The sequence below is a fragment of the Salinispora sp. H7-4 genome, assembly GCF_013416675.1.
Classification (GTDB): Bacteria; Actinomycetota; Actinomycetes; order Mycobacteriales; family Micromonosporaceae; genus Micromonospora; species Micromonospora vitiensis.
The window spans coordinates 418654-439535 of sequence record NZ_JABZED010000003.1 but is presented as its reverse complement, the minus strand read 5'-3'; the positions used below and the strand labels follow the sequence as shown (position 1 = coordinate 439535).

The following is a 20882-nucleotide window of genomic DNA, read 5'->3' as shown; positions in this document are numbered from 1 at the left end:
GCCATGAGCACTGATGTGAACGTCAAGCTGGACGCCCTGCCCGGCCTTGATTCGGATGCGTTGCCGCTCGAGGTCAAGGATCTGCACGTCGAGTTCCGCACCCGCAACGGCATCGCCCACGCGGTCAACGGCGTCAGCTTCAGCCTGCGGGCCGGCGAGACCCGCGCGATTCTCGGTGAGTCCGGCTGCGGTAAGAGTGTCACCGCCCAGGCGATTATGGGCATCCTCGACACCCCGCCCGGGTTCGTCACCGGCGGGGAGATTCGCTACCGCGGTGTTGACCTGCTCAAGCTCCGGGAGGCGCAGCGGCGTAAGGTCCGCGCCAACCGGGTCGCGATGATCTTCCAGGACGCCCTCTCCGCGCTGAACCCGGTCTTCACGGTCGGCTTCCAGCTCAGCGAGCTGTTCCGCAAGCACCGGGGCATGTCCCGGGCGGACAGCAAGGTGCGCGCGGTCGAGCTGCTTGACCTGGTCAAGATTCCGGCGGCGAAGCAGCGGGTGAACGAGTACCCGCACCAGTTCTCCGGTGGTATGCGGCAGCGTGTCATGATCGCCATGGCGTTGGCGCTCGACCCGGAGGTGTTGATCGCCGACGAGCCGACCACCGCCCTGGACGTCACCGTGCAGGCCCAGATCATGTCCCTCCTCGCCGAGTTGCAGCGGGAACGGAACATGGGCCTGTTGCTGATCACGCACGACATGGGTGTGGTCGCCGACGTGGCGGACCAGATCTCGGTGATGTACGCCGGCCGGGTCATTGAGGAGGCTCCGGTCCGGGAGATCTACGAGAGCCCGTCCCACCCGTACACCAAGGGTCTGCTGGAGTCGATCCCCCGCCTGGACCTCAAGGGCCAGGAACTCTCCGCCATCAAGGGGCTGCCGCCGCTGCTGACCGACATCCCGAAGGGATGCGCCTTCAACCCCCGGTGCCGGTACGCGCGGGACGCGTGCCGCCGGGACCCGGTGCCGCCGCTGTATCAGGTGGCGCCGTCCCGAAGCTCCGCCTGCCACTTCTGGAAGGAGGTCAAGGCCGATGTCTGACATCGTGCTGGAGGCTCGTGACCTGGTGAAGCACTTCCCGCTTACCCAGGGGATCCTCCTCAAGCGGCAGATCGGTGCGGTCCGCGCGGTCGATGGGATCAACCTGCAGCTGCGCCGGGGCGAGACCCTCGGCATCGTCGGCGAGTCCGGCTGCGGCAAGTCGACCCTGGCCCGGCTGCTGGTGGGGCTGGAGACGCCCACCTCCGGTGACCTGTTCGTGCAGGGCCGGAACATGGCGAAGGTCAGTGGCGCCGAGCGGCGTCGTGGCCGGCGCAACATCCAGCTGGTGATGCAGGATCCGTACACGTCCCTCAACCCGCGGATGACCGTCGGCGACATCGTCGGCGAGCCGTTCGAGGTGCACCCCGAGGTATTGGTTAAGCCCAAGCGGCGGGCCCGGGTGCAGGAGCTGCTGGATCTGGTCGGTCTGAACCCCGATCACATCAACCGGTACCCGCACCAGTTCTCCGGCGGTCAGCGCCAGCGCATCGGTATCGCCCGTGCCCTGGCACTCAACCCGGAGATCATCTTGTGCGATGAGCCGGTCTCCGCCCTGGACGTGTCGATCCAGGCGCAGGTGATCAACCTGCTGGAGAAGCTTCAGGACGAGTTGGGGCTGTCGTACATCTTCATCGCACACGACCTGTCCGTGGTTCGGCACATCGCCGACCGGGTCGCCGTGATGTACCTCGGTCGGGTCGTGGAGGTCGGCACCGAGGACCAGATCTACGAGAACCCCACCCACCCGTACACGCAGGCGCTGCTCTCGGCGGTGCCGGTGCCGGACCCGAAGCTGCGGGGTCTGCGGGACCAGATCGTGCTGACCGGTGATGTTCCGTCGCCGGCGAACCCGCCCTCCGGCTGCCGGTTCCGGACCCGCTGCTGGAAGGCGCAGGAGATCTGCGCTCAGCAGGAGCCGGCGCTGGCCGTCCGGCAGAGTTCGGCCCACCCGAGTGCCTGCCACTTCGCCGAGGTTCGGGACGTGGTGCACGCGCAGCGGTAGCAGCTCCACGGTGACCGGGGCGTTGGCTATTCCTGGCCGACGCCCCGGTCCTGTTTTCGCTACCGGGCCGCCGGATCAGAGCGGGCCACGACCGGCGCGTAGCAGCAGGAGGGCGACCTGGGTGCCGTCCGCACCCAGGGCGGACCGGAAGCGTTCCAGGATCTCCTGCTCCCGGGAGAGCACCAAGCGGGTGCCACCGGAGGCCATCCGGGTCACACCGACCTGCCGGGAGAGCCGGGCCCGCTCCTGCCAGAGGTCGATCAGGGTGCCGTCGATCTCGTCGATCCGTTGCCGGATATCCGCGATCTGCGCTGCAGCCAACGGCTCCTTCGTGCCGGCGTTGCGGTCGTCGGTGCCCGCCGCGCCATTCGTTCCGTCCGCGCTGCCGTTCTGCTTCGCCACGCCTGTCATCATCGTCGTACCCTTCGGGTGTCGGGCGCTGGTGCCCGGATCCCGAGACGAAAAGGCCCCGGGCTCGCGAGCCCGGGGCCTTTTCGTAGGTCTTGGTTGATCAGGCGTGACCTACGGCTGCCGGACTCTCCGGGCCGTAGTAAAAGTAGTCGCGCTGATCGAACACGGGTCCGAGTATGCCCGCTCCCGCCTGGCGGCGCAAGGAAAGCCCGGACCAGGGCGGCCGGTGCCACCGGCGGGGGGAGGACCCGGGGCGGGGGCGGGGCGGGCGCGCCGTGCGCCGGGCAGGGCTGTGGTCGCCCGCTGTCGCACACATCCGGGCCGTGGCCGAAGAGATTCGTCGGGGCGACGGCATAGACTCGCCGTGCGATGCATCCTCTCTTTGACCTTCCCGTGCCCTCGTCCGCGCCCGACCCTGCTCCGCCGCGCCGGCCCACTCCGGTGCGCCTCGACCCGCAGGCGCTGCTCAACGGGCTGAACGGCCCCCAGCGGGAGGCGGTCACCCACACCGGGTCACCGCTGCTCATCGTGGCCGGGGCCGGCTCCGGCAAGACCCGGGTGCTCACCCATCGGATCGCGTACCTGCTCGCGGAGCGACAGGTGCACCCAGGCGAGATCATCGCGATCACCTTCACCAACAAGGCCGCGGGCGAGATGAAGGAGCGGGTGGCCCAGCTGGTCGGGCCGCGTGCCCGGTTGATGTGGGTCTCGACCTTCCACTCCGCGTGCGTCCGCATCCTGCGGGCCGAGCACGAGCACGCCGGTTTGAAGTCGACCTTCTCGATCTATGACGCCGACGACTCCCGTCGGCTGATGCAACTGGTCACCCGGGAGCTGGACCTCGACCCGAAGCGCTACCCGGCGCGGGGGCTGGCCGCCCAGGTCTCCAACCTGAAGAACGAGCTGGTTGACCCCGAGGAGTTCGCCGCCCGGGCCAAGGGGCCGAACGAGCGGGCGCTCGCCGAGGCGTACGCGCTCTACCAGCGGCGGCTCCGGGAGGCGCACGCGCTCGATTTCGACGATCTGATCATGACCACGGTGCACCTGCTCCAGTCGCATCCGCACGTCGCGGAGACCTACCGGCGTCGGTTCCGGCACGTGCTGGTTGACGAGTATCAGGACACCAACCACGCCCAGTACGTGTTGATCAAGGAGTTGGTGTCGGGTACCGACGGGCTCGACCCGGCGGAGCTCTGCGTGGTGGGCGACGCCGACCAGTCGATCTACGCGTTCCGGGGCGCGACGATCCGCAACATCCTGGAGTTCGAGCGGGACTTCCGCGATGCCCGGACAATCCTGCTGGAGCAGAACTACCGCTCCACCCAGACCATCCTGAACGCGGCCAACGCCGTGATCGACCGAAACACCTCCCGTAAGCCCAAGCGGCTCTGGAGCGAGGCCGGGACCGGTGACCCGATCGTCGGCTACGTCGCCGACACCGAGCACACCGAGGCCGACTGGGTCGCCCGGGAGATCGACCGGCTCGTGGACGACGGCGACACCCGGCCGGGGGACGTGGCGGTCTTCTACCGCACCAACGCCCAGTCCCGGGTTTTCGAGGAGGTGTTCATCCGCGTCGGCCTCCCCTACAAGGTCGTCGGCGGGGTCCGCTTCTACGAGCGGAAGGAGGTCCGGGACGCCCTGGCCTACCTGCGGGCGTTGGTCAACGAGGACGACACGGTCAGCCTTCGTCGGGTGCTGAACACCCCCCGCCGGGGCATCGGGGAGCGCGCCGAGGCGTGCGTCGAGGCGCTGGCCAGCCGAGACCGGATCTCGTTCGGCGCGGCCCTGCGCCGGGCCAGGGACGCGCCGGGCATCTCCACCCGGGCGGCGAACGGCATCGCGGAGTTCATCGCGCTGCTCGATGGGGCCCGGGAGGTCGCGGAGACCAGCGCACCCGAGGAGGTGCTGGAGGCGTTGCTGAACCGGTCGGGGTACCTGGCCGAGCTGGAGGAGAGCCTGGACCCGCAGGATGCCGGCCGGGTCGACAACCTCCAGGAGCTGGTCAGCGTGGCCCGGGAGTACACGGAGCGGGTGGAGGGCCTGGGTGAGGAGGGCGAGCGAGCCACCGTCGCCGGCTTCCTGGAGCAGGTCGCGCTGGTAGCCGACGCCGACCAGTTGCCCGCCGACGACCCGGAGCACCAGGGGGTGGTCACCCTGATGACACTGCACACCGCCAAGGGGCTGGAGTTTCCGGTGGTATTCCTGACCGGTTTGGAGGACGGGGTCTTCCCGCACGCCCGCACCTTCGGCGACAACCACGAACTGGAGGAGGAGCGACGCCTGGCGTACGTGGGGATCACCCGGGCCCGGCAGCGGCTCTACCTGTCCCGGGCGGTCACCCGCTCGGCGTGGGGCCAGCCGGCCTACAACGCGCCGTCCCGGTTTCTCGCGGAGCTGCCGGTGGAGTTGGTGCGCTGGGAGCGCACCGAGGGCTCGTACACCTCGTGGGCCGGTGGCGGTGGGGGCGTGGGCGGTCGCGCGGACCGGGGGCCAGGCGGCTTCACCGGGGGCACGCCGAAAGCCACGCAGCTGGCGCGTCGGCTCGGCGTGGACGGTAGCCGCCTCGCCACGGCCAGCGAGTTGCCGTCGGCGCCCCCGCGGGTCGCGGTCGGGGACCGGGTCAACCACCAGCGGTACGGGCTGGGTCGGGTGCTCGCGGTGGAGGGGCATGGCCCTGGCGCCCGTGCCCAGATCGACTTCGGCGACCAGACGGTCTGGCTGGTGCTCCGGCACGCACCGATCGATCGACTCTGAGCGGACGGTCCGGGCGCTGTTCGGTCGCCGTCGGCCCCGGGAGGCGCGGCGTCACTCGGTCAGCAGGCCACGTCGATGCCGCGTTCACGGAGGAACGGCGCCGGGTCGATCTGGTTCCACAGCTGTCCCTGATGCACCTCGAAGTGCAGGTGCGGGCCGGTGGAGTCGCCGGTGGAGCCCTCCAGGCCGATGGTGTCACCGGTGTCGACCGGGTCGCCGACGCTCACCTTCGCGGTGCTCAGGTGGGCGTAGTGGGTCAGATATCCGTTGCCGTGGTCGATGACGACCGAGATGCCGTACCCGTCACCGGCGTCGCCGGCTTTCGTCACGGTGCCGCCGGAAGCGGCGCGGACCGGGGTGCCGGCGGGCAGGGCGAAGTCGATGCCGGCGTGCAGCATTCCTCCCCGGGGGCCGTAACAGGAGGTGATGGAGGCGTCGGCCATGGGGATGACCCAGGCCGGTGTCGACGCGGTCGTTGTCGGCTTGGCTGTCACCTTCGGTGGTGTCGCGCTCGCCGAGGGCTGCGCCGTGGGGCTCGCCGAGGCGCTGGCGCTCGGACTGCTGCTCGCCGACTTTCGGGCGGAGCGATCGGCGCGGGCGGCCGCCGCAGTGCGGGCGGCGGCCTCGGCTTCAGCGGCGGCCTCGGCTTCAGCGGCGGCCTCGGCCTCGGCCCGGGCCCGGGCCTCGGCTTGGCCCCGCAGGTCGACGTGGACAGCTTCGTTCGGTGTGGCGTCCTGGTCATCGCCGACGATCGCTGTTACCGCGACTCCGGCGAGGGCGAGTCCGGCTACCGCGGTGACCGTGGCCCGCAGTACCCGACCTCGGGTGTTGATTGGTCGCCGGTGGCGGGTCGGGGCGGTGTTCCTGCGCGAGCGGGAGGTGTCGTTCTGCACAGCGGACCTTCACTGCTCGTAGGGGCACGTGACCTCGACATCCTGAGGTCTGCCCGGAGCCGGCCGGAGACGAGGGGCCCGCGGGCGGGCGCGGTCCGGTGCGATCGTCGGAGCTATGTCGGCCCGTGTCGCGAATAGCGGCGGCAGCGACCCCGGCTCGTGCATGAGGTCAGTCACAGTGTTGGAGGTGACCTCAAACACCTGCACCGGCTGGTGGAGAGAGAAAACCGCCCGGATCCTTCGATCCGGGCGGCAGTAGGGCATGACACAGCGTCAGGGTGTCGCTACCTCGCTGTAGAAAGGTTCCATCTGGAGTTTGATGTCCACTCCGCGCTCCATCAGCCAGGGCACCGGGTCGAGCGGCTCGCCCTTGACATGGACCTCAAGGTGTAGGTGGGAGCCGTAGGAGAGGCCGGTGTTGCCGACCAGGCCGAGCTGGTCGCCGGCCTTGACCTGCTGTCCCTCCTGCACGCTGAGGGTGGAGGAGTGCCCGTAGATGGCCTCGCTGCCGTCGGCATGCGCGACGATCACCGTGTAGCCGTAGCCGCCGAACCAGCCGGCCTTGGTGACGGTGCCGTCATGGACGGAGACGTAGGGGGTGCCCTCCGGGGCGACCAGGTCCACGCCGGTGTGCAGCTCTTCACCCTGTACGCCGTACGGGGAGTTGAACTCGTAGTCCTTGAGTGGGAGGCACCAGACTCCGCTCTCCGCCTCCAAGCTGAACCGCTCGCCGTCCCGCGACGAGCGGTCGGCGGCGTCGGCGCGCTCCGCGGCGTCCTCGCTCAGCGCGGAAGCCGCCTTGAGCTCGTCCAGGACCGTTGGGCTGACGCTCTTGGCGTCGGGGAGGGCGCTGCCGGCGAAGAGGGCGACCCCGCTGGCGCCGACGAGGGCAGTGGTGACCACGGCGGCGTAGCGGCTCCGCGGTGGGGTGGGTACGCGGCGGCGGCCGCGATATCTATCGGGCTCAGACGACAGGCGCTGGCGCACGCACACCCTCCGTTGTCGGGGTATCGAGGCGATCGGGTGGGTTCGCGAAGCTGGGTGAACTCCTCCGACCGCGTCGTCACCCGTCCATGGACCTGATGACAACCGTTGGACACGGTAACCAACCACCACGTCCGTCACAAGCCGCATCGCTAAATTCGTGTGATGTTCTGTCCGTTTGTATCCACTATTGTCCTGGGGCTAGGCCGGTGAAGGTGTCCCCTATCTCATCCTGTTCGTCGCGTAGGGTGACCGAAAGGTGGAGCCGTCCGACTTGACCGAGTCAGGGTGACCCCGTCTCCGGTGGGTGGGCGGGCACCGAGGTGGCGGGGGTGTTCGGCGGCCCGGATTCCGCGGCCCGGACCGGTCGGGTTACCGTTCGTTAAGGTCAAGCCGCGGAGCCGGTGAAAGGGATGCGCAGATGAGCTCTCGTGTTCGGGTCGTCGTCGCCAAGCCGGGCCTGGACGGCCATGACCGCGGCGCAAAGGTCGTCGCGCGTGCCCTCCGGGACGCCGGGATGGAGGTCATCTACACCGGTCTGCATCAGACCCCGGAGCAGATTGTGGAGACCGCGATCCAGGAGGACGCCGACGCGGTCGGACTTTCCGTTCTGTCCGGGGCGCACATGACCCTTTTCCGGCGGGTGTTGGAGCTCCTTGCCGAGCGGGACGCGCGAGACATCGTCGTCTTTGGCGGGGGCATCATCCCGGACACTGATATCCCGGAACTGCAGCAGATTGGCGTGGCCAAGATTTTCACGCCGGGGGCCACCACGGGGTCGATCGTGGACTGGGTTCGGCAGAACGTGGCGCAGGCCGTCGCCTGACGATCGGCCCGGGGAGTTCACGGGCCGGGCAGGGGGAGAGGCCGGACGCACCCCTCACACGCCCGGCCTCTCTATGCACGATGCCCCGCCGCCACCCCTCGACCGACAGGGCATCGGCCGTCTCGTCGCCGCGCTGATCAGCGCTTTGACATCTGACTCAACGAGGTCTGGCCTCCGGGGTTACGTGTCGGGGAAAACATCGTCCGGAAGGCTGACACCCGACCAAACGGTGGGTGCTGGCCAGTCGGCTGTGCAAAACCGCACATCGCGTACCCGCTTGGTCGTTGGTGGTGTCGACCTCGCTAGGCTGACTTCAATGGCCTGTTACAACTGATGACAGGCGTCAAACTGTTTTCCATACGCTGGTGGCGGCGCGACGGCGCGCCGCGGAGACGGGACGGGACGCGCAATCGTGGACCTGTACGAGTACCAGGGGCGGGACCTGTTCGAGCGGCACGGGTTGCCCGTGCTCGCCGGCGGCGTCGCCACGACCCCGGAGGAGGCCCGCGCGATCGCCGAACGCCTCGGCGGTCGGGTGGTTGTCAAGGCGCAGGTGAAGGTCGGCGGACGGGGCAAGGCCGGCGGCGTGAAGCTGACCGAGGGCGCGGAGGAGACGGCGGCCCGGGCCACCGACATCCTCGGCATGGACATCAAGGGGCACACCGTCCACAAGGTCATGATCACCGTGACCGCGGACGTGGCCGAGGAGTACTACTTCTCCTACCTGTTGGACCGGGCGAACCGCACCTTCCTCTGCATCGCCAGTGTCGCCGGTGGGATGGACATCGAGCAGGTGGCCGCCGAGACGCCGGAGAAGGTCGTCAAGGCGCCGATCGACGCGAACGTCGGCGTGGACGCGGCGACGGCCCGGCGGATCGTCACCCAGGCCGGTTTCCCGGCCGAGGTTGTCGACCAGGCCGTCGAGATCGCGGTGGACCTCTGGCAGGCGTTCGTCGCGGAGGACGCGACGCTGGTCGAGGTGAACCCACTCGCCAAGACCGCCGAGGGCGGGCTGCTCCTGCTCGACGCCAAGGTCAGCCTGGACGAGAGCGCGGCGTTCCGGCACCCGGACCACGAGGCGCTGGTGGACCAGGCCGCGGTGGACCCCCTTGAGCAGGCCGCCAAGGAGAAGGACCTCAACTACGTCAAGCTCGACGGTGAGGTCGGCATCATCGGCAACGGCGCCGGACTGGTCATGTCGACCCTCGACGTGGTCGCGTACGCCGGTGAGCGGCACGGCGGCGTGAAGCCGGCGAACTTCCTCGACATCGGTGGCGGTGCGAGCGCGGCAGTGATGGCCAACGGCCTCGAGATCGTGCTCTCCGACCCCGCGGTGAAGAGCGTCTTCGTCAACGTCTTCGGCGGGATCACCGCCTGCGACGCGGTCGCCAACGGCATCGTGCAGGCGCTGGCCCTGCTCGAGCAGCGGGGCGAGAAGGTGACCAGGCCGCTGGTCGTCCGCCTGGACGGCAACAACGCGGAGGCCGGTCGGGCGATTCTCGACGGCGCGAACAACCCGCTGATCCAGCGGGTCGACACGATGGACGGTGCGGCCGAGCGGGCCGCCGAGCTGGCCGCTGCGGGGGTCTGACAAATGGCGATCTGGCTGACCAAGGACTCGAAGGTCATCGTGCAGGGGATGACCGGTTCCGAGGGTTCCAAGCACACCCGGCGGATGCTCGCCGCGGGCACCGACATCGTCGGTGGGGTGAACCCGCGCAAGGCGGGCACCACCGTTGACTTCGACGGCGCCGAGCTGCCGGTCTTCGCGAGCGTCGCCGACGCGATGCGGGAGACCGGCGCCAACGTGACGGTCATCTTCGTGCCGCCGCAGTTCACCAAGGGCGCGGTGATCGAGGCGATCGACGCCGGCATCTCGCTCGCCGTGGTGATCACCGAGGGCGTCCCGGTGCACGACACCGCCGCCTTCTGGGCGTACAACGTGGCGCAGGGCGAGCGGACCCGGATCATCGGTCCGAACTGCCCGGGGATCGTGTCGCCGGGTGCCTCCAACGCCGGCATCATCCCGGCCGACATCACCGGCGCCGGCCGGATCGGCCTGGTCAGCAAGAGCGGCACGCTGACCTACCAGATGATGTACGAGCTGCGCGACATCGGCTTCTCCACCTGTGTCGGTATCGGCGGTGACCCGATCATCGGCACCACGCACATCGATGCGCTGGCCGCGTTCGAGGATGACCCGGACACCGATGCGATTGTCATGATCGGTGAGATCGGTGGCGACGCCGAGGAGCGGGCTGCCGAGTTCATCAAGGCGAACGTCACCAAGCCGGTAGTCGGTTACATCGCCGGCTTCACCGCACCGCCCGGGAAGACGATGGGGCACGCGGGTGCGATCATCTCCGGCTCGGCCGGCACCGCGGAGGCCAAGAAGACGGCGCTGGAAGCAGTCGGCGTCAAGGTCGGCAAGACTCCGACCGAGACGGCCCGGCTGATGCGGGAGATCATGTCCGCGGGCTGAGCCCTGGCGACGACCGCTGGGGGGATCAGCCGTCCACGGCTGATCCCCCCAGTCGTCAACTCAGCTGAACGGATTGCTGCCACCCAGGTAGAGAACTCCGTTGGCGATGATGTTGAACACGCCGAAGGCGATGCCCAACCAGCCGAGCACCGGCGAGTTGCCGAAGCGCCGCGCATCGCGGATTGACAGGTAGCCGAAGACAATCCCGAGGACGCCGCAGCAGAGCAGGCCGACGACGATGCCGAGTACGCCCCAGAGCGTCGTCCGGTCCTTGCCCGCCGCCGCGTCGGACGGCGGATATGCAGCGGTCACGGCGTGCCTCCTCGCATCGGTGCCGCGCCCGCCGGGGGTACGGGGGGCACGGTCAACACCTCCGGTGGTGGAGGTCCCCACTCGACCCACCGGTCGGCCACGGTGGCGTCCTGTGGCCGAGGCTAGACCGGATCGGAGGCAGGAGACGGTGGATCACGCAACTCGAACCCGCCCGGGGGGTTTATCGACCTGCTACTACCCCCACGGCATGTCAGAGTAGACCTGATGTCCTCTGTCACCCCCGATCAGCCCGGCCGGCGCACCCGGGTGGGTGCCCGCCCACCGGGGCGACCCGGGCCGGCTCGCCGGGTACCCGCGCCCCGGGCGGAAGGGCCGCCGAGCCGTCCGCCGCTGGCCGTCGCCGCGGGCGTCGCCGCGGTCGGTGCGGCGCTCACCTCCTGGCTACCGGTGGCAGTTGTGCTCTGGTTTTTCCAGCTCAGTGCGGGTGCGTCGAGCCTGCCGGACGCGGTCCGGGTCGGGCTGGCCGGCTGGTTGCTCGGGCACGGTGTCCCGCTGACGACGAACGCCGGTCCGCTCGGCCTCGCCCCGCTGGCGGTGACCCTGCTCGCCGGTTGGCGACTCACCCGGGCCGGAGTGCACGTCACCCGGGCTATCGGCGCCCGGGGCAGCAGGTCGCCGAAGCGCGCGTTCGTCGCCGCGGGGTCGGTCGGGATCGCCTACACCGTCCTCGGAGTGCTCGCCGCCCTGCTGGTCACCGGGGGGACGGTGGAGGTGTCGCCGGTACGGACCGGCCTGACCCTCGCCGCGGTCGCCACCGTCGCTGCCCTCGTCGGGGCGGTTCGCACGACCGGGCTCGGTGACCTGCTCGCCGCGCGGGCGCCGCTACCGCTGCGGGAGGGGATCCGGACCGGTCTGGTCGCGGCGCTGCTGCTACTTGCGGCGGGGGCCGGCGTGGCGGGGCTGGCGGTGGCGACCGGCGGCGGTGACGCGGCCGACCTGATCGCGGCCTACCACACCGGGGTGGCGGGCCAGGCCGGGATCACCCTGGTCAACCTGGCGTACGCCCCGAACGCGGCGATCTGGTCAACCAGCTACCTGCTCGGCCCCGGGTTCGCGGTTGGCACCGACACCACGGTGCAGACCAGCGAGGTGACAGTGGGGGCGTTGCCGGCCCTGCCGCTGGTGGCGGGTCTCCCCGGTGGACCGGTGGACGGCCTGGGGACGGGCCTGCTCGCGGCGCCGGTTCTGGTCGGGATGGTGGCGGGCTGGTCGTTGACCCGTCGGGTGCTGCGGTCCGGCAGCGACAGTGCCCGGGAAGAGTGGGGGCCGCTACTGCGCCCGGTGGTGCTCGCCGGCCCGGTGACGGGCCTACTGGTGGGGGCCGCGGCGGCGGCGTCAGCCGGCCCGCTGGGTGCGGGCCGGCTGGCGGAGGTCGGGCCGGTGCCGTGGCAGGTGGCGGTGGTGGCGACCGTGGTGACCGGGACCGGCGTGCTGGGTGGCGTGGTAGCGGCCCGTTTCCTGTCCCGCAGCTGACGCCGCCGCGACTAGATGGCGCGCAGGATGCTCAAGGCAATCCAGCCGAGGCCCAGCAGCGCACCGATCGCTCCGCAGATCATGCCGGCCAGGGCCTGACCACGATTGTCCGCGAGCCCCTGCTCGACCTTCTGTTGGCCGAGCCATCCGGTCACCATCGCGGCGATGCCCACCGGCAGGCCGAGATAGCAACAGGCCAGCGGGACCGACACGATGCCGAGGATCATGGAGAGCAGTCCGAGTGCGTTCTGCTTCCCCGCCGGGAGCGGGTAGCCCGCGTTCGGGTACATCTGCACCCCACCGTAGGGCCCCGGGTACGGCGCAGCGGTGGGCGCGGCGTACGGGTTCGGTGGTGGCGGGTTCGGCGGTGTGGTGGGCGCGGCGTACGGGTTCGGTGGTGGCGGGTTCGGCGGTGTGGTGGGCGCGGCGTACGGGTTCACCGGCGGCGGGGGGTACGGCTGCTGCGGAACCGAGGCAGCCGGTGGGGCGTACGGGTCGGCCGGTGGGGCCCACGGGTCGACGGGTGGGGTGTACGGGTCGACGGGTGGGTGGAACGGGTCCGCCGGCGGGGTGGATGGGTCGGGCTGTGGGGTGGATGGGTCGGGCTGTGGCGTGGACGGGTCGGGCTGCATGTGGTTCCCCGGTTAATCAGCAGGAGTTCGAGGACTGGGGCGGGATTCCGGCTACACCTCTCGATACTCCTTCGAACGGGTGCGGCAACGGGACAACTGTCGCCATCGGTGCGCGGGGGAGCGACCGGCAGCGTACCGGGTCCAGCCCAGGGTGCAGAGTCGGCTTGCCGCCCAGCGGACCGGCGGCCGGGGCACCCCGATAGGGTTGTCCGGTGCCTGAGCCCGCGTCTGCCGCCCGTATCGTCGTTCTCGTCTCCGGCTCCGGCAGTAACCTTCAGGCGTTGCTCGACGCGGCCACCGATCCCGGGTACGGGGCCCGGGTGGTTGCGGTCGGGGCGGACCGCGACGGCATCGCCGGGCTGGACCGGGCCGCGGCGGCCGGGGTGCCGACCTTCGTTGAGCGGGTGAAGGACTATCCGACCCGCTCCGACTGGGACGCCGCGCTCACCGCGCGGGTCGCCGAGCACACCCCCGACCTGGTCGTCTCCGCCGGCTTCCTGAAGTTGGTCGGCCCGCATTTCCTCGCCGCGTTCGGCGACCGCTATCTGAACACGCACAACACCCTGCTGCCGGCCTTCCCCGGCATTCACGGGCCCCGCGATGCGCTCGCCTACGGAGTGAAAATCACCGGGGCCACCCTCTTCTTCGTCGACGCGGGCACGGACACCGGCCCGATCGTCGCCCAGGTCGCGGTGCCGGTCCGGGACGGCGACGACGAGCAGACGCTCACCGAGCGCATCAAAGAGGCCGAGCGCCACCAGCTCGTCGAGCAGGTGGGCCGCCTGGTCCGTACAGGTTGGACGATCACCGGAAGAAAGGTCACGGTCCCGTGAGTTCCAGTCAGGACGAGCGCCGCCCGATCCGGCGGGCGCTGGTCAGCGTCTACGACAAGGCCGGTCTGGCCGAGCTGGCCCAGGCGTTGCACGACGCCGGCGTGGAGATCGTCTCGACCGGAAGCACCGCGTCGGCCATCGCCGGTGCCGGCGTGCCGGTCACCGCGGTGGACTCGGTGACCGGGTTCCCGGAGATCCTGGACGGCCGGGTCAAGACGCTGCATCCCAAGATCCACGGCGGGCTCCTCGCGGACCTGCGCAAGGACTCGCACGTGGGGCAGCTCGCTGAGCACGGCATCGGGGCGATCGACCTGCTGGTGTCCAACCTGTACCCGTTCCAGGCGACCGTCGCCTCCGGGGCGGGGCAGGACGAGTGCGTCGAGCAGATCGACATCGGTGGCCCGGCGATGGTGCGGGCCGCCGCCAAGAACCACGCCTCGGTCGCCGTGGTGACCGACCCGTCGGGCTACCCCCAACTGCTGGCGGCGGTACGGGCGGGTGGCTTCACCCTGGCGCAGCGCCGGGCGCTCGCGGCCCGGGCGTTCGCGGTGATCGCCGACTACGACGTGGCCGTCGCCGAGTGGTGCGCGCGGGAGTTGGTCGAGGAGGACGCGCCGTGGCCGGGCTTCGCCGGCTTGGCGCTGCGCCGCGACGCGGTGCTGCGGTACGGGGAGAACCCGCACCAGCCGGCTGCCCTCTACACCGACCCGTCGAGCCCGGCCGGGCTCGCCCAGGCCGAGCAGCTGCACGGCAAGGAGATGTCGTACAACAACTACGTTGACGCCGACGCCGCCTGGCGGGCCGCCAACGACTTCCCCGACCAGCCGGCGGTGGCGATCATCAAGCACGCCAACCCGTGCGGCATCGCGGTGGGCGCGGACGTCGCCGAGGCGCACCGCAAGGCACACGCCTGCGACCCGGTGTCCGCCTTCGGTGGCGTGATCGCCGTGAACCGGCCGGTCGGCGTCGAGCTCGCCGGGCAGGTGGCGGAGGTGTTCACCGAGGTCGTTGTGGCCCCGGAGTTCGAACCCGACGCCCTTGAGGTGCTGCGGGGCAAGAAGAACGTGCGTCTGCTGCGCGCCCCCGCCTACGCCCCGGCGTCGGCGGAGTGGCGACCGGTCACCGGTGGGATGCTGGTACAGCTCCGGGACCGGGTGGACGCCGCGGGCGACGACCCGGCCACCTGGCAGCTGGCGACCGGCGAGGCCGCCGACGAGGCGACCCTGCGGGACCTGGCCTTCGCCTGGCGGGCGGTCCGAGCGGTGAAGAGCAACGCGATCCTGCTGGCCCGCGACGGCGCGACCGTCGGCGTGGGCATGGGGCAGGTCAACCGGGTCGACTCGGCCCGGCTGGCGGTGGAGCGGGCAGGCGCCGAACGGGCGCGGGGGGCGGTGTGCGCCTCCGACGCGTTCTTCCCGTTCGCCGACGGGCCGAAGGTCCTCTTCGACGCCGGAGTGCGGGCGATCGTCCAGCCCGGTGGATCGATCCGGGACGAGGAGGTCATCGCCGCTGCCAAGGCGGCCGGCGTGACCATGTACCTGACCGGCACCCGGCACTTTTTCCACTGACCGAGGTCAGGTCAGTTCCAACCCGCCGTCGACAGTGAGGCCTGCCCGGTCAGCCAAAGGTGCTGGCCGGGTCGGCCAGGCGCGGGACGGCCACGTCGGCGTCGTCGATGGCCTACCTGAGGACCTCGCAGATCGAAAGCCTGGGGCCCCGCAGATCGAAAGTCGGATGCCCCGCGGATCGAAAGCCGAATGCCTCGCAGATCGAAACCCCCGGGGTATCATCAGACGTGCCTCATCTGATCCCACGCCATGCTGCCGCGCAGGTCAACGCCGCCTTGGCGGACACTCGCGTCGTGCTGATCAGCGGGGCGCGCCAGGCTGGCAAGAGCACTCTGGTTCGGGTCCTCGCCGGGGACCGGCTCGCCGAGCGGCACGATCTCGACCGGGCGCAGGACCGGGCCGCAGCGGCTACCGATCCGGTCGGCTTCGTGGGCTCCGCAGAACTCCTGGTCATCGACGAGATTCAGCGCGTTCCGGAGCTGCTGTTGGCGATCAAGGCGGCGGTTGACGAGGACCCCCGCCCCGGCCGGTATCTGCTCACCGGGTCATCGCGGCTGTTCGGCATGGTGGCCGCCCCGGATGCGTTGCCAGGCCGGATGGAAACCATCGAACTCTGGCCGTTCTCCCAAGGTGAACTCGACGGCGAGCCGGACGGATTCGTTGACACGGTCTTCACTGTCGGGGCGGACCTGCGACACGAGTCGGATGTGACCCGCGCCGACTACGCTGCCAGAATCGTGCGCGGCGGTCTGCCCGAAGCGACGGCCCGTATCGACCCGCGACGCCGCCAACGGTTTTTCGACGCGTACATCCAAGCGCTGATCGACCGCGACGTCCGGCAGTTGTCCGACATCCAGCACAAGGGCGAGCTGCGGAAGCTGATCCGCCTGCTCGCGGCCAGGTCCGCGACGATCACCGCCGCCAACTCTCTCGAGTCCGCACTCGGACTGAGTCGGCCGACGGTCGCCCGCTACCTCCAGGCGCTGGAAGAGATCTTCCTGGTCAAGCGGATCCCCGGCTGGTCCCGCAACCTGGGCACCCGGGCCACCGCCGCAGCGAAGCTGATCTTCGTTGATTCTGGTATCGCCGCCAACGAGCTCGCGACCGATGCCCGGGCGCTGCTCCGGCCGGGTGCCCCATTCGGCCCGATGCTCGAATCATTCGTGCTGTCCGAGCTTTCTCGTCAGCTCACCTGGTCCGAGCAGCTCGTCGAGCTGTACCACTACCGCGACCAGAGCCAGTACGAGGTCGACGCGGTGCTCGAAAACCGATCCGGACAGGTCGTCGGGGTTGAGGTCAAAGCCGCCAGCACGGTCGGACCCGACGACTTCCGGGGGCTGCGCCGACTCGCCGACCGCCTCGGCGACGATTTCCTCGCTGGCGTTGTCCTCTACACCGGAACGTCCACGCTGCCGTTCGGCGACCGACTGCGCGCACTGCCCGTCAGCGCCCTGTGGCGGCTACCTGCCCCGACCGGAGATCGACTGCACTGAGGTTTTCCCGCGTGCCGCTGGCGTGGACTGCACGGCTGCGGGTCCAGCCGAGGAATCGTCGGTGGAGGATTCCGGCGGGGGTCCAGGGCATGTCCTCGGTGGCTTGGACGAGGTGCGCGCCGAGGTAGAGGGCCAGCGAGACCGGGGCACGGTCGTACTCCGCCTGTAGCTCCTGCTTTCGGGTTGGGCAGGGCCAGGGCAGGCCGCAGCCGTTGCAGGTCCATGCTCGGGTGACCGGGCTGTGGGCGGTCATCCGGCACCGCGCCGGAAGCGGCCGCCGGCCCCGCCGATGGCCCCTCGTCTCACCGGTGGCCTCTTGTCTCGGCATCGGTGCTCTGCTCTACCGTCGTCGGGGTAGGGCGCGCGGGCTGAGTCGGCTCGCGGTGCCACTGCGTGTCCCGTAGCCGTTTCGCCTGGTCGAGCAGCCGCTGCCGGGCAGCTTCCCGCTCAATCGCCTGGTGACGCTCCCCGACCTGCGTTCGTGGCGGCAACTCCTGCCGCCGGAGTAAACACCGCACCACACTGGATAGCTTGGAAGAGGCCGCCACGGGTTCGCCTTTCGTCGAGTTCCGTAAGGCGGCGAGTTCCGGCACTCTCGGGAGTGCGGCCGAAGTGGTTGCCCGCCACCAGTGACCTGGACGCTACGAACGGTCGCGGGTGGCGGCGGGGAGAGTCTGTACCTGAGGGAGCGCTACCCCGTTACGCCGATCGCGAGGGCGAGTTCCCTCGCCTCCTCCCCGACCATGCCGGGCCGGCTGGACAGCTCCAGGACAGCGGTGCGGGCGTACGGATGGTGTCGCACGGTGTCCGCGCTCTCCCGCAGTGCCCGTCCGAGCAGGTGCACCGCCGCCACCTCACCTCGGTGCAGCACATGCGCCCGTGCGCCCTCGATCAGGGCGGCGGCCCGACGGGTGCACGACGGAAGCGCACGGTAGTCCATGGTGTCCGCACGCCGAACCGCCGCACCCGGCCGGCACAGGTCCGTTTCGATAGTGACCGCGTAGGTCGTGCAGGCGGCAGGTCCGAACATCAACCACGGGTGGGTGTACCCGCTGCCAAGCCGGCTGGCGGCCTCGTCGGCGGCGTCCCATGCCCGCCACGCCTGCCCGGCTCGACCAGCCTTGCTGCGCCCCAGCGCGATGCCGAGCTGGGCCTGCCCCCACCGGGCCAGCTGTTCGTCGTCGGCGGCGGGGTCAACCAGAGCGGCAGCGTCGACAAGCACCTGCTCGGCGGCGTCGATCTGGTTGGCTCCGCGGTAAACGTGGGCGTAGTACCAGCCGGCCGCCGCGATCGCGGCAGGGTCGTCGGCGTCCTGCGCGGCAAGCATCGCCCGGTCAGCGGCCAGCCACACCAACTCTGGGTACGGCTGGTGGGCCAGGTACAACTGGGCGAGGTGGTAGACCCGGGCCAGTTCGACGAGCGCGTGTCGGCGGGCCAGGCCGTCCAGCCGGCGAGCGCTGCGCTGCGCTTCGCTCAGCAGTCCGGGAAGTACCCCGGCGACCGCCGTCCGTTCGTTGGTTGAACGGTGCCACAACTCCCACGCCTGACCGACCAGGCCGCGCAGCACCTCGACCCGAGTAGCCGGACCGGCCGGCAGGGGAGAGCGTTGCATCGCGGCGGCGACCTTGTCGAGAGCGGGATGACCAGCGCGGGTCACCGACGCCACGGGCAGGGTCTGATCTCCGGTCAGGTCGGCCAGGTCGGCGAGCCCCAATACCTCAGCCAGGCGAAGCATCATGGGAAGGCGGGGCGGAAGTAGGCGTCCGTTCTCCAACGCCTTGACCCACTCCGCGCTGCGACCGACCAGACCGCCGAGGACCGGTCGAGTCTTCCCGGCACGTTCGCGGTGGGCGCGCAGGCGTGCACCGAAGGTCGTCTGGTCCATCATCGTCGCCTCCCAGGTAGCGATTCTGGGCGGCGGACCGCCGGCCGGGTACTCCGGCGCGCCACCACAGTTGACGGTACTCGCCGTCACCGATACGGAGGCGTGCCAGCGATCCTGCCCGGATCCCTGATGGCCGCGAGCTGGGGTGCGGTCGTCAGGAGGGGGACGTTGGCTCGCGGAGTTCGGCGAAGTGGCAGGCCGACGGGTGCGGGTCGGCGGCGCGCGGCACGGTGTCCGGGTCCTGGGTGGCGCAGATGTCCTGCGCTTTCCAGCACCGGGTGCGGAACCGGCAGCCGCTCGGCGGGTTCGCCGGACTCGGCACGTCGCCGATCAGGCGGATCATGTTCTGGTTGTCCCGCTGCTCCGGGTCGGGCACCGGCACCGCCGACAGCAGCGCCTGGGTGTACGGGTGGGTGGCCCGCTGGTAGATCTCCTCCTCGGTGCCGAGCTCGACGATCCGGCCCAGGTACATCACCGCGACCCGGTCGCAGATGTGCCGTACCACCGACAGGTCGTGGGCGATGAAGATGTACGAGAGGCCGAGCTCGTCCTGCAGCTGCTCCAGCAGGTTGATCACCTGCGCCTGGATCGAGACGTCCAGGGCGGAGACCGGCTCGTCACAGACGATCACCTCGGGGCGTAGCGCGAGCGCGCGTGCGATGCCGATGCGCTGGCGCTGGCCGCCGGAGAACTGGTGCGGGTACCGGTTGATGTGCTCGGGGCTGAGCCCGACCATGTCCAGCAGCTCCTGGACTCGCTGTTGCCGGCTGCCCTTGGGCGCCGCATCCGGGTGGATCTCGAAGGGTTCCCCGATGATGTCGCCGACGGTCATCCGCGGGTTCAGCGAGGTGTACGGGTCCTGGAGGACCATCTGCATGTTGCGGCGGAGCCGGCGCAACTCCCCGCCGCGGGCGGCGAAGAGGTCCCGCCCTTCCAGGGTCGCCGCTCCGGAGGTCGGGATCTCCAGCCGCATCAGCAGCCGGGCCAGGGTGGACTTGCCGCAGCCGGACTCGCCGACGATGCCGAGGGTCTCCCCGCGGCGCAGGTCGAAGCTGACCCCGTCCACGGCGCGGACCGCGCCGACCGGGCGCTGGAAGACGACGCCCCGGGTGATTGGAAAGTGCTTGACCAGGTTCTCGACGGACAGGATCGGCTCGCCGCGTACCTTCTTCGGCGGGCTAGCGGGCGCGGTCATCGCGGACCTCCTGCGCGAAGTGGCACGCGCTGGTCCGGCCGTCGCCGAGGACCAGGTCGTGCGGTACGACGTCCACGCAGACCTGCTGGACGTAGGGGCACCGGGGGTGGAAGGGGCAGCCGGACGGGATGCGCATCAGGTTCGGCGGCAGGCCGCGGATGGTCGACAGCTGTTGGCCGTGGAAGTCCAGCCGGGGGATCGATTCCAACAGCCCCTTGGTGTACGGGTGGGCAGGTGACTTGTACAGCGATCGGACGTCGGCGTGTTCGACGATCCGCCCGGCGTACATGACGGCGATCCGGTCGGCGACCCCGGCCACCACGCCGAGGTCGTGGGTGATCAGGATCATCGCCATGCCGAGGTCTCGGCGCAGGTCGGACAGGAGGTCCATGATCTGGGCCTGCACGGTCACGTCCAGCGCGGTGGTCGGCTCGTCGGCGATGAGGACCTTCGGGTTCAGCGCCAACGCCATGGCGATCATGACGCGTTGCCGCATCCCGCCGGAGAACTGGTGCGGGTAGTCGCCGAGCCGGCTGGCCGCGGCCGGGATCTTGACCAGCTCCATCAGTTCGATCGCCCGTCGGCGGGCGTCGCCGCGGGACATCCCGGCCCGTTGGCGCAGCGTCTCGCCGATCTGCCAGCCGACCGGGAAGGTCGGGTTCAGCGCGGAGAGGGCATCCTGGAAGATCATGGCGATCTCGGTGCCGCGTACCTGCCGGCGTTGCTCCTCCGACTGGGTGAGCAGGTCGCGGCCCTGGTAGCGGATCTGCCCGGAGCGGATTACCGCGGGCGGGGTGTCCAGGATGCCCATGATCGCCTGGGCGGTGACCGACTTGCCGGAGCCGGACTCGCCGAGCACGGCTAGGGTCTCCCCGGCGTCCAGGTGGTACGAGACACCGTTGATCACCTTCGCCACACCTTCTCCGGTGCGGAACTCGACGTGCAGGTCCCGTACCTCGAGCAGGTGGCCGCCCTCCGGAGTGGGGGAGGCGGGCGTGGGTTGGACGGCGGACTGGGACACAGTGCCTGCCTTTCGCTCGCTGCCACGGGTGGGCCGGTTCCCGCGCATGGGG

18 protein-coding genes and 1 pseudogene are annotated in these 20882 nt (G+C 70.3%); 11 read left to right on the top strand and 8 right to left on the bottom strand.

Going from position 1 to position 20882, the window contains the following annotated elements; translation table 11 throughout:
- Positions 1–3: 3 nt before the first annotated feature.
- Together H0524_RS03950 and H0524_RS03945 are read left to right on the top strand one after the other, a co-directional pair.
- A complete protein-coding gene (locus tag H0524_RS03950; protein ID WP_180197414.1) occupies positions 4–1041 on the top strand; it encodes an ABC transporter ATP-binding protein in 1038 nt (345 codons plus the stop codon).
- Positions 1034–2044, top strand: a complete 1011-nt coding sequence (locus tag H0524_RS03945) for an ABC transporter ATP-binding protein (RefSeq protein ID WP_180197413.1) — start codon at positions 1034–1036, stop codon at positions 2042–2044. Before H0524_RS03950 ends, H0524_RS03945 begins: the two co-directional genes overlap by 8 nt.
- A gap of 75 nt (positions 2045–2119) precedes the next feature.
- On the opposite strand, the gene H0524_RS03940 is transcribed toward H0524_RS03945, so the two are convergent.
- Positions 2120–2458 (bottom strand): chorismate mutase, encoded by a 339-nt coding sequence (locus H0524_RS03940; RefSeq protein ID WP_180197412.1) that lies wholly within the window; start codon positions 2456–2458, stop codon positions 2120–2122.
- Positions 2459–2824: 366 nt separating this feature from the next.
- Between H0524_RS03940 and pcrA the strand changes: the two genes are divergently transcribed.
- Entirely contained in the window at positions 2825–5212 is a 2388-nt protein-coding gene (pcrA, locus tag H0524_RS03935; protein ID WP_180197411.1) for a DNA helicase PcrA, read from the top strand.
- 59 nt (positions 5213–5271) lie between these two features.
- Here the strand turns inward: pcrA and H0524_RS03930 are convergent, their stop codons facing one another.
- Positions 5272–6105 (bottom strand): M23 family metallopeptidase, encoded by an 834-nt coding sequence (locus H0524_RS03930; RefSeq protein WP_180197410.1) that lies wholly within the window; start codon positions 6103–6105, stop codon positions 5272–5274.
- Positions 6106–6378: 273 nt separating this feature from the next.
- A complete protein-coding gene (locus tag H0524_RS03925) occupies positions 6379–7092 on the bottom strand; it encodes a M23 family metallopeptidase (RefSeq protein WP_033665908.1) in 714 nt (237 codons plus the stop codon).
- A gap of 418 nt (positions 7093–7510) precedes the next feature.
- On the opposite strand from H0524_RS03925, the gene H0524_RS03920 reads away from it, so the two are divergent.
- The 3 genes from H0524_RS03920 (at position 7511) to sucD (ending at position 10397) form a co-directional block, all read left to right on the top strand.
- Positions 7511–7915, top strand: coding sequence for a cobalamin B12-binding domain-containing protein (locus H0524_RS03920; protein WP_012015020.1), 405 nt, complete (start codon positions 7511–7513; stop codon positions 7913–7915).
- 412 nt (positions 7916–8327) lie between these two features.
- Positions 8328–9506, top strand: a complete 1179-nt coding sequence (gene sucC, locus H0524_RS03915; protein WP_180197409.1) for an ADP-forming succinate--CoA ligase subunit beta — start codon at positions 8328–8330, stop codon at positions 9504–9506.
- A gap of 3 nt (positions 9507–9509) precedes the next feature.
- Complete coding sequence (sucD, locus tag H0524_RS03910; protein ID WP_180197408.1) at positions 9510–10397, top strand: succinate--CoA ligase subunit alpha; 888 nt, start codon at positions 9510–9512, stop codon at positions 10395–10397.
- 60 nt (positions 10398–10457) lie between these two features.
- Here the strand turns inward: sucD and H0524_RS03905 are convergent, their stop codons facing one another.
- Entirely contained in the window at positions 10458–10709 is a 252-nt protein-coding gene (locus H0524_RS03905; protein ID WP_180197407.1) for a hypothetical protein, read from the bottom strand.
- 225 nt (positions 10710–10934) lie between these two features.
- On the opposite strand from H0524_RS03905, the gene H0524_RS03900 reads away from it, so the two are divergent.
- Complete coding sequence (locus H0524_RS03900; protein WP_180197406.1) at positions 10935–12203, top strand: DUF6350 family protein; 1269 nt, start codon at positions 10935–10937, stop codon at positions 12201–12203.
- Positions 12204–12214: 11 nt separating this feature from the next.
- Here H0524_RS03900 and H0524_RS03895 read toward each other — a convergent pair whose 3' ends face one another.
- Positions 12215–12835, bottom strand: coding sequence for a DUF4190 domain-containing protein (locus H0524_RS03895; RefSeq protein WP_180197405.1), 621 nt, complete (start codon positions 12833–12835; stop codon positions 12215–12217).
- Between the two features lie 212 nt (positions 12836–13047).
- Here H0524_RS03895 and purN point away from each other — a divergent pair, with 212 nt between their 5' ends.
- The 4 genes and pseudogenes from purN to H0524_RS03880 all read left to right on the top strand — a co-directional run bounded on the left by purN (position 13048) and on the right by H0524_RS03880 (position 16729).
- Positions 13048–13668: a phosphoribosylglycinamide formyltransferase gene (gene purN, locus H0524_RS03890; RefSeq protein ID WP_180197404.1), complete on the top strand. Its 621-nt coding sequence runs from the start codon at positions 13048–13050 to the stop codon at positions 13666–13668.
- A complete protein-coding gene (gene purH / locus H0524_RS03885) occupies positions 13665–15236 on the top strand; it encodes a bifunctional phosphoribosylaminoimidazolecarboxamide formyltransferase/IMP cyclohydrolase (RefSeq protein WP_180197403.1) in 1572 nt (523 codons plus the stop codon). Before purN ends, purH begins: the two co-directional genes overlap by 4 nt.
- An 88-nt stretch (positions 15237–15324) precedes the next feature.
- Positions 15325–15399, top strand: a pseudogene (locus tag H0524_RS24435) (transcriptional regulator); the annotation flags it as partial.
- Positions 15400–15463: 64 nt separating this feature from the next.
- A complete protein-coding gene (locus H0524_RS03880) occupies positions 15464–16729 on the top strand; it encodes an ATP-binding protein (RefSeq protein WP_180197402.1) in 1266 nt (421 codons plus the stop codon).
- Positions 16730–17420: 691 nt separating this feature from the next.
- Here H0524_RS03880 and H0524_RS03875 read toward each other — a convergent pair.
- From H0524_RS03875 to H0524_RS03865, 3 genes are all read right to left on the bottom strand, one after another.
- Entirely contained in the window at positions 17421–18614 is a 1194-nt protein-coding gene (locus H0524_RS03875; RefSeq protein ID WP_180197612.1) for a helix-turn-helix transcriptional regulator, read from the bottom strand.
- A gap of 154 nt (positions 18615–18768) precedes the next feature.
- Positions 18769–19809 (bottom strand): ABC transporter ATP-binding protein, encoded by a 1041-nt coding sequence (locus tag H0524_RS03870; protein WP_180197401.1) that lies wholly within the window; start codon positions 19807–19809, stop codon positions 18769–18771.
- Positions 19793–20878 (bottom strand): ABC transporter ATP-binding protein, encoded by a 1086-nt coding sequence (locus H0524_RS03865; protein WP_180197400.1) that lies wholly within the window; start codon positions 20876–20878, stop codon positions 19793–19795. Before H0524_RS03865 ends, H0524_RS03870 begins: the two co-directional genes overlap by 17 nt.
- Positions 20879–20882: the final 4 nt, after the last annotated feature.

Coding starts and splice junctions, on each gene's coding strand:
- H0524_RS03865 (WP_180197400.1), bottom strand. CDS start 20,878: ATGCGCGGGAACCGGCCCACCCGTGGCAGCGAGCGAAAGGCAGGCACT.
- H0524_RS03920 (WP_012015020.1), top strand. CDS start 7,511: ATGAGCTCTCGTGTTCGGGTCGTCGTCGCCAAGCCGGGCCTGGACGGC.
- pcrA (WP_180197411.1), top strand. CDS start 2,825: ATGCATCCTCTCTTTGACCTTCCCGTGCCCTCGTCCGCGCCCGACCCT.
- H0524_RS03950 (WP_180197414.1), top strand. CDS start 4: ATGAGCACTGATGTGAACGTCAAGCTGGACGCCCTGCCCGGCCTTGAT.
- H0524_RS03940 (WP_180197412.1), bottom strand. CDS start 2,458: ATGATGACAGGCGTGGCGAAGCAGAACGGCAGCGCGGACGGAACGAAT.
- H0524_RS03945 (WP_180197413.1), top strand. CDS start 1,034: ATGTCTGACATCGTGCTGGAGGCTCGTGACCTGGTGAAGCACTTCCCG.
- H0524_RS03900 (WP_180197406.1), top strand. CDS start 10,935: ATGTCCTCTGTCACCCCCGATCAGCCCGGCCGGCGCACCCGGGTGGGT.
- H0524_RS03870 (WP_180197401.1), bottom strand. CDS start 19,809: ATGACCGCGCCCGCTAGCCCGCCGAAGAAGGTACGCGGCGAGCCGATC.
- H0524_RS03875 (WP_180197612.1), bottom strand. CDS start 18,614: ATGGACCAGACGACCTTCGGTGCACGCCTGCGCGCCCACCGCGAACGT.
- H0524_RS03895 (WP_180197405.1), bottom strand. CDS start 12,835: ATGCAGCCCGACCCGTCCACGCCACAGCCCGACCCATCCACCCCACAG.
- sucD (WP_180197408.1), top strand. CDS start 9,510: ATGGCGATCTGGCTGACCAAGGACTCGAAGGTCATCGTGCAGGGGATG.